The 13784-nt window shown below is 36.6% G+C and carries 13 protein-coding genes and 1 riboswitch; of the genes, 5 read left to right on the plus strand and 8 right to left on the minus strand.

What is annotated here, in order from left to right; translation table 11 throughout:
* Positions 1–4: 4 nt before the first annotated feature.
* The 3 genes from MKY02_RS19285 to MKY02_RS19295 all read right to left on the minus strand — a co-directional run bounded on the left by MKY02_RS19285 (position 5) and on the right by MKY02_RS19295 (position 3663).
* Positions 5–961 carry a helical backbone metal receptor gene (locus MKY02_RS19285; RefSeq protein ID WP_038180118.1) on the minus strand — a complete coding sequence of 319 codons (957 nt, stop codon included), beginning with the start codon at positions 959–961 and terminating at the stop codon, positions 5–7.
* A 127-nt stretch (positions 962–1088) separates the two neighbouring features.
* Positions 1089–1278, minus strand: a riboswitch (cobalamin riboswitch).
* A gap of 277 nt (positions 1279–1555) precedes the next feature.
* A complete protein-coding gene (argS, locus tag MKY02_RS19290; protein WP_340711625.1) occupies positions 1556–3223 on the minus strand; it encodes an arginine--tRNA ligase in 1668 nt (555 codons plus the stop codon).
* A complete protein-coding gene (locus MKY02_RS19295) occupies positions 3223–3663 on the minus strand; it encodes a DUF1934 domain-containing protein (protein WP_038180124.1) in 441 nt (146 codons plus the stop codon). The genes argS and MKY02_RS19295 overlap by 1 nt, the downstream gene beginning before the upstream one ends.
* 221 nt (positions 3664–3884) lie before the next feature.
* Here MKY02_RS19295 and MKY02_RS19300 point away from each other — a divergent pair, with 221 nt between their 5' ends.
* Positions 3885–4970, plus strand: a complete 1086-nt coding sequence (locus tag MKY02_RS19300; RefSeq protein WP_038180126.1) for a GGDEF domain-containing protein — start codon at positions 3885–3887, stop codon at positions 4968–4970.
* A gap of 160 nt (positions 4971–5130) precedes the next feature.
* Positions 5131–7185 carry a transglycosylase domain-containing protein gene (locus MKY02_RS19305; RefSeq protein WP_038180130.1) on the plus strand — a complete coding sequence of 685 codons (2055 nt, stop codon included), beginning with the start codon at positions 5131–5133 and terminating at the stop codon, positions 7183–7185.
* A gap of 259 nt (positions 7186–7444) precedes the next feature.
* Here the strand turns inward: MKY02_RS19305 and MKY02_RS19310 are convergent, their stop codons facing one another.
* The gene (locus MKY02_RS19310) at positions 7445–7960 is read right to left on the minus strand and encodes a YwhD family protein (RefSeq protein WP_076034282.1); all 516 of its coding nucleotides are present in this window, start codon (positions 7958–7960) and stop codon (positions 7445–7447) included.
* A 67-nt stretch (positions 7961–8027) separates the two neighbouring features.
* Between MKY02_RS19310 and MKY02_RS19315 the strand changes: the two genes are divergently transcribed.
* Positions 8028–8213, plus strand: coding sequence for a 2-hydroxymuconate tautomerase (locus MKY02_RS19315; protein WP_038180134.1), 186 nt, complete (start codon positions 8028–8030; stop codon positions 8211–8213).
* An 81-nt stretch (positions 8214–8294) separates the two neighbouring features.
* On the opposite strand, the gene MKY02_RS19320 is transcribed toward MKY02_RS19315, so the two are convergent.
* The 3 genes from MKY02_RS19320 to MKY02_RS19330 all read right to left on the minus strand — a co-directional run bounded on the left by MKY02_RS19320 (position 8295) and on the right by MKY02_RS19330 (position 10745).
* Complete coding sequence (locus MKY02_RS19320; RefSeq protein ID WP_038180136.1) at positions 8295–8801, minus strand: YwgA family protein; 507 nt, start codon at positions 8799–8801, stop codon at positions 8295–8297.
* A 25-nt stretch (positions 8802–8826) separates the two neighbouring features.
* On the minus strand, positions 8827–10125 hold the full coding sequence (locus MKY02_RS19325) for an HD domain-containing protein (protein ID WP_076065804.1): 1299 nt from the start codon (positions 10123–10125) through the stop codon (positions 8827–8829).
* A 383-nt stretch (positions 10126–10508) separates the two neighbouring features.
* Positions 10509–10745 (minus strand): DUF1450 domain-containing protein, encoded by a 237-nt coding sequence (locus tag MKY02_RS19330; RefSeq protein WP_038180139.1) that lies wholly within the window; start codon positions 10743–10745, stop codon positions 10509–10511.
* A 226-nt stretch (positions 10746–10971) separates the two neighbouring features.
* Between MKY02_RS19330 and MKY02_RS19335 the strand changes: the two genes are divergently transcribed.
* Positions 10972–11625 (plus strand): RsfA family transcriptional regulator, encoded by a 654-nt coding sequence (locus MKY02_RS19335; RefSeq protein WP_038180141.1) that lies wholly within the window; start codon positions 10972–10974, stop codon positions 11623–11625.
* 127 nt (positions 11626–11752) lie between these two features.
* Here the strand turns inward: MKY02_RS19335 and MKY02_RS19340 are convergent, their stop codons facing one another.
* Positions 11753–12583: a lipoate--protein ligase family protein gene (locus tag MKY02_RS19340; RefSeq protein ID WP_076034281.1), complete on the minus strand. Its 831-nt coding sequence runs from the start codon at positions 12581–12583 to the stop codon at positions 11753–11755.
* Between the two features lie 161 nt (positions 12584–12744).
* Here MKY02_RS19340 and hemQ point away from each other — a divergent pair, with 161 nt between their 5' ends.
* A complete protein-coding gene (hemQ, locus tag MKY02_RS19345) occupies positions 12745–13497 on the plus strand; it encodes a hydrogen peroxide-dependent heme synthase (RefSeq protein WP_038180145.1) in 753 nt (250 codons plus the stop codon).
* Positions 13498–13784 lie beyond the last annotated feature (287 nt).

Consider the following 13784-nt stretch of genomic DNA (forward strand, 5'->3'; position numbering starts at 1 on the left):
TTCCTCACTCAAAAGCCTCTGGATATACTGCTTTTGCAATGACCTCTAATCCTTCAGCAAGACGAGGACCTGTACGGCTTGTTAAGTTCGCATCAACTTGAACAACTGCATCATTTTTAACAGCTGTGATACTATCAAATCCTTGGCGTTTTTTCACCTTCTCGACAATATTTTTCACATGGTTGTATTTCACAATAATTGTATCTGGATTACGTTTCACAATTTCCTCAGAGTCAATTTGGAACCAGCCTGTTTGATCTGCTGTGACGTTTTTAATATTAGCTAGATCAAACATTTCTTGCATAAATGTATCTTTACCCGCAGTGTAAATATTAGGTTCGTCTGTTGTTTCGACGAATGCTGATTTTTGTTTTACATCTTTCACTTTAACTTGTACTTCTTTTACTTTTGCTTTCATATCATCAGTAATCTTCTTAGCCTCATCTGCTTTACCTGTAATGTGGCCTATTTGTTCAATTGTTTTATACGTTTCATCAAAATTCTCAGCATTTTTTACAACGAAAACTTTCAATCCTGCATCACGTAATTGTTGGAGACCTGCTTCAGAAGTACCTAAAAGTGTTTCGTGTGCAAAAACAACTTCTGGATTTAAGCTAATAATTTTCTCGGCGTTAAATTCCATCCCACCGATTTTTTCTTTTTTCGTTGCCGCTTTAGGATAATCATCATTATCCGATACAGCAATAATTTCTTTTTCTAATCCTAACGCGAAAAGAATTTCTGTGTTACTTGGTACCAATGTAATAATGCTCTTTGGTGCTTCTGTAAATTTCACATCATTGCCAAGTGCATCAGTCTCTGTTAATGGATACCCTGCTACCTGTTGCTCTGTCGCTGATTCACTATTTTCCTTTTTCTTCGTATCTTCCGTTTGGCCACAGCCTACTAATACGCCTAGTGCTAAAACAAACACTAAACAAAATTGCCATATTTTCTTCATTTACATTTCCTCCTTGTTCATAAAAAAATCTCTCGTTTTACGACGAGAGATACGATGACAGTGAATATATACATAGCTGTACTAAAATGCACTTTTACTGACACCATTTCTATCCGCGTAGTTCTAATTGGTGGTCTCCATGTTGGTAGGTCTCCTGGCTCGTGATCACAGCTTGCCGTGCCTTCCCAAAGTGTTATACTTTAGTGACAAATTACGACTTACTCACACATACAGTGGCGGGACCGCGTCGGATTTACACCGACTTCCCTTTTCTCTTTACTGAATCAAAGTAAAGAACCATCATGTTTCACAATATACAATTGTTATTACATCGTGTTCAATTATACAGAAAATTAAATACTTGTCCAAGATGTTACTAGGCTTGGTGGAACTATTAGCAATAACACATTGTGACATGAATCGATGAAGTCTAGCTATTTTATCTTTAACTAGCGCAATTTTTTTCTTTCATTTGTTCTTTATAAAAACCAAAAGACTATTCCACACTTATTCAGTGAGAAATAGTCTTTTTATAAGTACCTCTTAGATTCACAAGCTTATTCAACCTCAGTAGCTAAAAGGGTATTTCTGTCATTACATTTTCTCAGGTGCTGATACGCCAATAAGTTTTAGTGCGTTGGCGATTGTAGTACGAACTGCTGTAATTAGAGATAAACGTGCTTCTGAGCGATCTTTGTTATCAGCATCTAATACTTTTTCAGCATTGTAGAAGCTGTGGAAAGTTGCTGCTAGTTCTTGAATGTAGTTAGTAATACGGTGTGGTGTGCGATTCTTCGCAGCATCCGCAACAACTTGTGGGAAGTCCCCTACTTTTTTCAAGACATCAATTTCTTTCTCTGCATTAAGAAGATTTAAATGTTCTTTAGATGCTGCTAATCCTTGTTCTTTTGCTTGGCGCAAGATTGAAGAAATACGAGCATGTGCATATTGTGCATAGTAAACAGGGTTTTCATTTGATTGCTTAACAGCTAGGTCAAGGTCAAAGTCCATATGTGAATCACCTGCACGCATTGCAAAGTTATAACGTACTGCGTCTAAGCCAACTTCTTCAACAAGTTCGCGTAAAGTAACCGCGTTACCTGTACGTTTACTCATTTTCACTTTTTCGCCGTCTTTCATTAAGTTCACCATTTGAATGATTTCAACTTCTAATGTGTCACGATCATAACCAAGTGCTTCGATTGCTGCTTTCATACGCGGGATATAGCCATGGTGGTCAGCTCCCCAAATGTTGATAAGTTTAGTGAATCCACGTTGAATTTTATCTTCATGGTATGAAATATCTGGTGTTAAATATGTGTAAGAGCCATCATTTTTTATAAGTACGCGATCTTTATCGTCGCCAAATGTTGTCGAGCGGAACCAAGTAGCGCCTTCTTCTTCAAATACATGACCATTCGCACGAAGTTTTTCTAGAGCCGTTTCAACTTTACCTGATTTATAAAGTGATGTCTCAGAATACCAAACGTCAAAGTCTACACGGAAGTTTGCTAAGTCTTTTTGTAATTTACCAAGCTCTAATTTCAAGCCATGCTCACGGAAAAATTCAAAGCGTCCTTCATCTGATTTACTTAGAATCGAATCACCAAACTCAGCAGCTAATTTACCTGCGATATCGATAATATCTTGACCATGATAACCGTCTTCAGGCATAGAAGCATCTAAGCCTAACGATTGTTTGTAGCGAGCTTCTAAAGATGCTGCTAAATTATTGATTTGATTACCTGCATCATTGATGTAGTATTCACGTGAGACATCATATCCTGCAAAGTCTAGAACGTTACATAATGAATCCCCTACAGATGCTCCTCGGGCATGTCCTAAATGAAGGTCACCAGTTGGGTTAGCTGATACAAATTCAACTTGTACTTTTTCATTAGCGCCAGCTTGTGAACGTCCATATTCTGTACCTTGCGCTAAAACAGTTGTGATTACTTCTGCCAAATAGTCTTTGCGTAGCACAATATTCATAAAACCAGGACCTGCGATGTCGATCTTCTCAATAGCAGTACCTGTAGTATCAAGGTTTTCAATAATAGATTCAGCGATTGCACGAGGTGGTTTTTTCGCTAATTTTGTAAGTTGCATAGCAATATTAGTTGCATAGTCGCCATTCGTCTTATCCTTTGGTGTTTCTAAGTGTATATTCAATGTTGATGTATCTTCTAAAAGACCTGCTTTTGATACTGCTGCAAGAAGCGCTTCTTTAATCGCGTGTTGCACTTGTTCTACTGCGTTCATTATTTTCCCTCCGAGTAATTAATTTCTAAAGTATAATCGCCTACTGATTGTCCACCAATGATTAAATCATAGTTTAAATAAAATCGTCCGCTCATTTTACTGTCATGCGGTTCGAATAGCATGTCCTTCGTATACGTCACGATTGGTAATGCACCGAATTCACTATCATAATGGCCGTTTTGTTCATGATTAAGTAAAAATGGCATACGCATTTTCACATCACCATTTCGAAGAATAACTGCCTCATTATTACCGAATTTTAAAGTTGAACGAATATGTTTATCTTCTTGAACTTCTTCATATTGTAAGTACGTTTGGTCCCTTTTTTGAACTATCGTACCTTCTGACCAAAGCTCATAAGTTTCAGCTGCTTCTGCTTCAGATTGTCGAATTGTCGTTTTTAACTTTAATTTTACGGGTGCTTTAAGTTCACTAGTCATACTTATGGGCCTCCGTTCCATTCTTTATATAACCTTCTTATTATAGGTTAGATTCGCTTGTTTTTTCAAGGTGTAAGTAAATTTAGGACAAACAGTGAATTCTTTAAAATCACACGCTCGAACTACCTTTTGTCGTTTTATAGCGAATGCATAATTATTTTCATTTTCCTTGTAAAATTGGATGTTATAATGGAGGGATAAAATGGTAGGAGAGAATCTATATGTTGCTCGAATTAGTCATTAATTTTTCGATATTATTTACTTTTGTTATATTTTCATATTGGTTATACGAGTCTTTAGAACCTTATCAAGATAGTTTTATTGAGCTGCAACCTTGGATTGTCGGTCTTGTAGCTGGACTTACCGGTTTACTTTTGATGGGCACGGCTGTACATTACCAAAATGATATTATTAGTGATGGTCGTTTTATTAGTATCTTACTCAGTGGATTGCTCGGAGGTCCAATTGCTATCGCTCTGTCCTCTCTCATCATTGGGATTTTTCGAATTTATGTGTTTGGATTGTCAGAAACATCTATTTTTGCAGGATTAAATATTTTAGTAATTGGTGGCGTTATCACATTTATTTCAATAAAAAAACCAATTACATTCCGCAATATCTATTTCTATTTCACTTATATCGTTTTCCAAGTTTGCATTGTTTTCTATATTCTTTCAGATACTTGGACACATGGCTTACAAAATGTTATTCAAACTGCACTTTTTTATATTTTGTCATTTTACATAACTTTACTTGTATTAAAATCAATTCGAAATCAATTTAATCGTATGCGAGAAACTGAAAAAATGGCAGAAACAGATTATTTAACTGGACTGCCGAATAACCGACGCTTCCAGCAAATAATAGATGATTTACTCTCTAATAATGTCCCCTTTTCATTGATATTAATTGATATTGACTCTTTTAAAAAAGTTAATAAAACGTATGGTCATCCTGTTGGTGATGAAATCTTACAACAAATTGGTACACAGTTAAAAAACTATGTGAAAACGATTGATGCAGAAGCTGCTAGAATTAGTGGTGAAGAATTTTATATTGTTTGCAAAGATGCTCCGCCTGCTTATGGAATACATTATGCAAATTTAATTCAATCACAAATTGCCAAAACGCCACTCGTTGTGTCCTCTGGTCATGTAATTCCTATTACGGTTTCCATCGGTATTTGTTCATATCCTGACAATGGTAATACGTCAAAGGATCTCGCATTTTCGGCAGATAAAGCCATCATGCAAGCTATAGAAAGAGGTTCAAATCAACTCGTTCACTTTAATCAATTAAATAATTAGAAATATTTTTAAAAAACGCTAAGAGAATTCACCATTATCTTAGCGTTTTTTGTTGCTGTCAAATAATTACCAAATTCATCCTTTTTAATTTTTTTCGTCCGTTTATTTTACATATAATCATCACATACTATCGCTAAATTGGTGGAACGGAGCTGTTCTTATGAATCGAGCAGACTATTGGCGAAAAAGAAGGGTGAATAAGCGATGGAAACGTACTCTTATGTGGAGTGTCGTAGGTATTTCAGCTGTTTTAACAGTATTGCTGTCACTCAGAATATACGCACAAATTGCGGGTGCGCCTTCTCTCGCTGTTCCGAAGGCAACCGTTTTTTTAGATACGGATGGACATCGAGCTGGCGATAAATTTTCTATGGAACGTCGCTACTGGGTAAACCTAGATGAAATTTCACCTTTTGTTGCACAAGCACTTATTGCAACGGAGGACAAAGATTTCTATTCGCATAACGGTTTTGATTACACCCGTATTGCAGGTGCATTATTGAAAGATGTTAAGGCAATGCGCAAAGTTGAAGGAGCGAGTACAATTACGCAGCAGTATGCTCGTAATTTGTATTTAACGCATGAGAAATCATGGTTAAGGAAAGCAAATGAGGCACTCTATGCATACCGTTTAGAAGTCTTTTATGATAAGGATAAGATTTTGGAAGGCTATTTAAATACTGTTTACTTTGGACATGGTATGTACGGTATAGAAGCTGCAAGTAGATTTTATTTTGGGAAATCAGCAAAAGATTTAACACTTTCTGAAGCTGCTTTACTAGTTGGAATTCCAAAAGGACCAGGCATTTATTCCCCTGCAGTAAATAAGGAAAAATCAATAGGTCGTCAACAATTAATATTAAGTTTGATGTCTAACCAAAATGTTATTTCTGAAGAACAATCAGAACGAGCTAAGAAGGAGACTCTTGATTTTAAATATGAGGAATGGGAAAATTCGAAATCACTAGCACCATACTTTTTAGATACAGCTTGGCAGGAAGCAAAAGATATACTGACTGAGAAAGGTCGTCGCTTTGAAGAAGGTGGTTGGGTAATCAAAACAACATTGAATACTTCCCATCAAAAAGCTGCTGAGGAAGCTGTTGAAAAATCGTTACCAAATAATGAACTAGAAGTTGGCTTCGTTAGTATGGATCCTTCTACAGGTTATGTTACTGCTCTAGTTGGAGGACGACATTATTTAACAAGTACATTCAATAGGGTAACACAAGCAAAAAGGCAACCTGGATCTGCTATTAAGCCATTTTTGTATAGTGCTGCACTAGAAAAAGGTTATACTCCTTTAACGTTTATGGATACTAGCCCTACCATTTTCACTTATGATGATGGACGCTCTAAGTACGAACCCAAAAATGTAAACGGCGAATTCGCGGATCATCCAATGTCATTGGCACAGGCAATTGCTATATCGGATAATATCTACGCAGTCAAGACGTTTGAAACAATCGGCTATAAGGCATTCAGCAGTGTACTGGAGCGATTTAATATTCAAAGTAAATTACAAAATTCACCAGCAGTAGCTCTTGGTACTTCTGAAGTAAGCTTAATGAATTTAACTTCCGCATATAATACATTAGCGGCAAAAGGTGTTCAAAAGAAACCAACGACTATTATTTCGATTACAGATGCAAACGGGAAAGTTATTTATAAAGCAGAAAAGAAACAAAAAAAGAAACAAGTAATTAATTCAGATGACGCATTTTTAATCACACAGTTGATGACTGGTATGTTCGATCCAGTCTTTAATGATTACGCACCGGCAACCGGGATTTCAATTCGCAACAAACAAACCAGACCTTATGCAGCAAAATCCGGTACAACTTTAACCGATCAAATGATGGTTGGTTTTACCCCTTCTTTAACTGCTGGTGTTTGGAACGGTTATGATAAAGGAAAACAAATGACAAGTGCAGAAGATTCACGTGCTACAAAACAAATTTGGATTGATTTTATGGAAAAAGTACATGAAGGACTTCCTAGTGAGCCATTTATGGCACCCGATAATATTGAAGGCGTAATTGTCGATGTTAAAACAGGCGGTATCGCAACATCAAGTTGTGATAAACAACGACTTGTCTATATGAAAAAGAAGGATGTTCCAAAAAAGCTATGTACTGATCCAAGCATTGTTAGTGATTTAACGAAAAAGGACGAAACATCTTGGAGTCTGTTTCCTTTTTCATTATTTGAATAAATAAAAAAGCTTCATCTTCTAAGGAGTCCGTTATCCTTAGGAAGATGAAGCTTTTTGGTTCTCGAAAATATGAGTTACATGGGGCATTCGGCTTGGGTTTGTCAAAATGCCACTTGTCACTCATTTGAAATCGGTTACCAGATGTCCTAGCTTACTTTCGTAAGTTGTAGTTAAAGTGTACTGCCTTTCAATGACAGTTTCAACCATGTATTGAAACCGCTTTACAAATGTCACATTTTGTTCAATTATTTTCAAAATTTTAGAAGGCCAATTCTTTACGTAATTGTTCTGAACTTAAAGACCACATTTTCTCGTTAAAGCCGTGTAAAAACTCACCTAGCACTCGTTTTGACTCTGCATCCATATGCTCTATAATGATATGACGCTTCATCGATTTATCCATTTTATTGACATGGTCTGCTAAAATTTTATAACCACGACGTTTTTCCCTATTGACAACCATTTCACAAGCCGTTATACCAGCGAAGTAAGCTCCGCCTTCTTTGTGATCGATAGTCACCCATACTAACCAATATGGCTTACCGCCTGCTGAATCTTCTCGATTCGTTGTAAATTTAATACCTCTTTCAACATCACTACGTGCATGCATAGCCCCTACTTCTACAGTGGCTTTTTTTTCTTCAATATCGATGATGACTGGTGATACATTCTCAAGCGTTAAAGAACCTACGCCAAATCCTTTATGTCCGTCTGTTGGATCGTTTTTAATAATCGTAAAGCCTAATTTTTGTTTTGGTTTTTCTTCATTAGTCATTCGCAAAATCCCTCCGTTCTGTTATTATAACGAATATACACTATATTTTATATGAGGAGGACTCTTTATGCCTATAGTAACAATAAAAATGATTGAAGGTCGCACAGACGATCAAAAACGTGATTTGGTTGAAAAGGTAACAGCTGCAATTTCCGAATCTGTAGATGCACCAAAAGAAAACATTTCAATTATCATCGAAGAAATGCAAAAATCACACTTCGCTATTGGTGGCGTACGTAAGAGCGACCTTTAATAATATACTTTTTTCAAATAGAGCCGTCTCTTTCTAGGGATGGCTTTTTTATATAAAAAATCCCCACTATTGGGGATTTTCTTACTGAATCGATACTGTTGAAAGTTGTGCTATAAATTCAAAGGCATCTGTCAGCTCTTCTTCTGTAAAGTTCAACTTCCCTTTTACCACATGTACCTTTTCAATTTGCTCTTCTTTTGTGAGTTCATCAAAATATAGTAACGTTGAAACAAGCTCTAGAAAACGTGCACTTCTATCATTCATCATATTGATCACTTCTGGTAACTTGTCATGTTGCTTACCTAGCATGGTAGAAAAACTTGTCCCTTCAGCAGTAACCGCATATCGGTATTGTACATATGATCCCTTATCCTCTTTTTCTTCTGTTAAAAAACCCATATTACAAAGCTCTTCAATTCGTAAAGTTAGCTCTTCTGAGTAAGGGCCATATATATGAAATTGGTATTTTTCTTGGAATGGAAACCGCATTTTCTTTGCTATATAGACCATCTTTTGTAATTTTTTACGACCAGTGACTTGACCTGCTAATGACACAAATTGTACGACTTTTGCGTGTTCTTCTAGCACTTTTAAATCTCCTTCCGGGAGGTTATTAACCTTTTAATATTTCTAATATTTGTTTTCTGAGTATTTTTTTCTTACCGTTCTCTAGTAAAATATCTTCTGGAAAGTATAATTTATGATCCGTTCGGCGTTTTCCGGATATGGCATCTACAATATCAGATGATCTAGATAATTCACGGATTTCGTCATTCGGCATTAATAGATGAATCGGTAACCTTTCCTCTTCTTCACCCGGACGATAAAAATCATATGGTAAATCTGAAGATGAATCTAAAACTAAGTAGTACTGCGGGTCAATACCAGCTTTTCGGAATAGATTCTCAAGTTCACGCAGCTTTTGATAATCTTTGGCAGGGTCAATCTCCACATAATTAAACAATTTTCGGTTCACAAAACGTCTGCTTAAATCGCTTAAAATAGGATCCGCCTCACGCATCCATAGTTGGAAATATGTCAACAAAATACTTTCATCCAAAGCTAGATAATCTTCAAGTTCAATATTTCTATCGAAAAATGCTTGAAAATGCGTAGGTTCATGTAAGAATGAATAACCTGTTTCACTTAATGCTTTCGCACGATGTAGAATTTTTGTCAAAATTACTTCCGCACTCCGTGATACAGGATGAAAATAAACCTGCCAATACATTTGATAACGACTCATAATATAATCTTCTACTGCATGCATACCACTTGATTTGATGACCACTTGATCCTCTCGTGGACGCATCACGCGCAATATACGTTCCATATCAAAGTGACCATAACTGACCCCAGTATAATAAGCATCTCGTTGTAAGTAATCCATACGATCAGCATCGATTTGACTTGAAATCATACTGACAACTTGTTTATTTTCATACGTTTTTGCAATAACATTCGATACTTTTAATGGGAAATCAGCCGCAACGCGACTGAGTACTTGATTGACTTCAGTATCTCCCATAATAATATGGCGTGTGAATTCCTCATGGTCCAAGTCAAAAACATGTTCAAAAGCATGTGAAAAAGGTCCATGTCCCAAGTCGTGCAATAATGCAGCACAAAGTACGACAAGCCGTTCACTTTCATCCCATTCTGGTCTACCCTTGAACACATCATCGACCATCCGGCGGACAATTTCATAAACACCAAGCGAATGATTAAATCGACTATGCTCTGCACCATGGAACACTAAATAAGTCGTACCGAGTTGCTTAATACGGCGTAATCTCTGAAATTCTCTTGTTCCAATTAAATCCCAAATCACCTGATCTCGCACATGTACATAGCGATGGACTGGGTCCTTAAATACTTTTTCTTCTTCTAACTTTGCTGTTGCGTAACTCATAAGGCACCCCACTTCCGCTGTTTGTATTGATTTGTTGAAAATGTATAACGAATTATTAAAAACTAATTGAAATAATTACAGGAACTCTATTGATGACCATCAAACTTATTAATTAGCAGCTACTTGGGTTATAAAAACTAAGTATACTTGCTTATACATAAAATACTTGTAGTAAAGTACACTCAAATCATTATTGAATTCACCATTCTACTACAACTTTAATTACAAGTATAAATGAAAAAACCACCTTTCGGAAAGGCGGCTAAAGTCTGACTTCAAGCTAGGAACTTAGTAAGTTTATGAACTAACTTCTTCTTTAATCAGCCTACAGTTTGTTGCTCTAATTACTATAATGATTGTCATATCAACATACTAATCGTCTTTTATAGACGATTTTGTGATTTTAATTTGGCGCGTACTTTTTCCATTAATTCCTCTTCCGTTAATGCAGCACAAGGACGATTATTTACGAATGCGAATGTTTTCTTTCGTCCAGGACCACAATATGACTGACATGCGATATCGACTGAAGCATCAGCATCGATTTCTTTTAATTTCGGGATTAATGTTTTTAAATTAACGGCCTGACATTCATCGCAAACTCGGAATTCGTTTGCCATCTGTCTACAACCCTTTCTATATTTGAATCTGAAGTCTAACAGTCATTGTATCGTATTTATAGCCGTTCCTTCAAGCTTATAATAGGTCATTGTCTCATAGCATTCTCTTTTCTTTTCGTTACAAAAGCCTTTATCACAACATCTAGCATAATATTTTGCAAGTTTGTGAATAAAAAATAGAGAAAGTGACCACGCTGAGACTATCAACATTATAGGAGGTTATAAAATGGTAAAAGTGAGACAAGATGCTTGGTTAAAAGAAAACGATGAATTATTAGCAGAAGCAGTTATTCGACATGTTAAAGAAGGAAGTACACAATTAAATGCCTTTGAAGAAGCGGGAGATGCCCTAAATCGTACTGCAGCAGCATGTGGATTCCGTTGGAATGCGGTCGTTCGCAAAATCTATGAAAATGAATTAGCAGGAGCTAAAAAGGAGCGCAAGGAGCGGATGCGTGTATTCGGACAAACCGTGCGTCGCCGAAATACAGGAATCTACGTCCTACCTACTAGTGGAAATAGTGAGAGTAATGGTGTCACTGAGCAACAACGTTCTATTCCACTATCATCGCTATCACTTGATGTTGTCATAGCTTATTTAATGCGCTTACAACATATGGGTAGTGGCAATGATTCTGAGACTACAAGATGGCGTCATTTGGCTAATGTGGCTAATGATAAGGTATCTCGCTTAGAAGCTGAACTTAACAAACTAGAGAAGGAGAATCGCCACATGCGCAAAGATTATGAGCAATTTGCTCAAATTATGAATCGCGCTCGTCGAATGATAACACTAGATGAAGAGGAAGAGCATATCGCTCCCGTCTTCACTATGGAACGCAACGGGAATTTAGTTGTTAAAGAACCGCCTACAAATTAATAGGGTTAATGAGAGGGTAGTATTTCACTAAGAGATTCTATCGCTACTCTTCTACTTCCTATACTCATCTTTTTTAATCCAATACTAAAACCCGGCCCGCTTGCGAGTCGGGTTAATTTTTTCTCTGTTATTCACTTAACATCTTTTTATTACGTTCAAACACGCGATTCAAATAGAAACTATAAAGTTCCATTTCTTCTTGCTGTAATGAACCTATTTTTAGTTCATCACTAAGTTCCATTAATAATTTTTGTAAATCTATAACGGTTTGTTGAACTGTCAATTTTTCATTTAAAAGTTCGGATAAGGAAGCCATAACTTCTGGACGTACTTGTGGATATTCAAATTTTGTCTGCTCATCCTGCAGACCTATTTTATAAAAATCTCTTATTAAACTGGCACGCTCTGCTCCACTGCCTTCTATGCATAGATAGATTTGGACGGCGATACCTTGACGCAATCTACGTTGTGAGATGCCTGCGAACTTCTTTCCACCTATACTTAAATCATAAGAACCTGGGCAGTATGAACCGATGATTTCATACGCTTCAATATGTTCTGCAGCTTTTGGAAATAATGCTTTGATGAGTTCTAACATCACTTCATAACCTGTATTAATATCGATTTTTGAATGCTGTTCAGACAGAACGATGGAAATATTCAAAACACCTGAATCTAACACAACTGCAAGCCCACCTGAGTTACGAACAATTGGTGTGAAACCTTTTACCTCCAAAAAATTCATACCTTCTGCAATATGTGGCAAACGATGGTCCTGAATGCCAAGTACAACTGAACGATCATGCACCCAGGTGCGGACTGTTGCTGGTGAGATGTCTTGGCCAACTAAATGGCACAATGTATCATCAGCGGCAAATGATTCTAATGGTGAGTGTCCAATACCACTCACGGATTGATCCCAAAAACGCCATGTTTTTTGCTGTAAGTATGTTAACATTTTTATTCTCCTGGACTATAATGTTTTCTTCACTAGCATACACGAATCGGTCAATTTTCTCATGTCAAATTCGTGACTTTCAAACAATAGAGAGACTTATTTTCTTTATTTATGCTAAACTAATGCAGAATGATTCTCACTAAAAGGAGTGTCCATACACAATGATTGAAGCAGCACAAACATTAGATGGTTGGTACGTATTACATGATTTCCGCTCAATTGACTGGGCTTCTTGGAAACTAGTTTCTGAAGAAGAGCGTCAAGCAGCGGTTGAAGAATTCATTAAATATCTAGAAAAAATTAACGAAGCTGACATTGCGAAAACAGGGAGCCATGCTTTCTACTCAATCGTAGGTCAAAAAGCAGATTTCGTACTTATGACATTACGCGAAACAATGGAAGAATTACAAGAGATTGAAACCGAATTCAACAAGTTAGCAATTGCTGATTTCACAATTCCTTCTTTCTCTTATGTTTCAGTAGTTGAGCTTTCAAACTACCTTGCTGGAAAAGACTCTGACGAAGATCCGTACCAAAATCCACATGTACGCTCTCGTTTATATCCTGAATTACCTCGTTGGAATCATATTTGTTTCTATCCAATGGATAAACGACGTCAAAAAGGCGCTAACTGGTATATGCTACCAATGGACGAGCGTAAAGAATTAATGCGCAGTCACGGTTTAATCGGCCGTAGCTATGCAGGTAAAGTTAAACAAATCATCTCAGGTTCTGTCGGTTTTGACGATCATGAATGGGGCGTTACTCTATTTGCTGAAGACGTATTGCAATTCAAAAAACTAATTTATGAGATGCGTTTTGATGAAGTAAGTGCTCGTTATGCAGAGTTCGGCGCATTCTTCGTTGGTAATATTTTGGACAACGAAAAATTAGTGAAATTCCTAACAGTTTAATTTTTTATCTTTAAATGAAAGCTCTTTATTTTATTGAGCTTTCTTTTTTTACGTTCATATGTGTCTTTTCACTTGAAACCTTTAAATGTACACTTTATTAAAACCTAAAATTTGGTGGATACGATATGCTGAGCTATAGATAATATGGATTGTTACATTAACATAATTTGGCAGGAATGACTGGAGTATGCTTGTCATGTGAATTGCATTCTTATTCTAGTCATTGGACCAAAATGTCGAATGGCCAACAGTCTTCCACAGTAGAACAAATAAAACAGCAAGCTCTT

This window comes from Viridibacillus sp. FSL R5-0888 (assembly GCF_038009105.1).
Lineage (GTDB): Bacteria > Bacillota > Bacilli > Bacillales_A > Planococcaceae > Viridibacillus > Viridibacillus arenosi.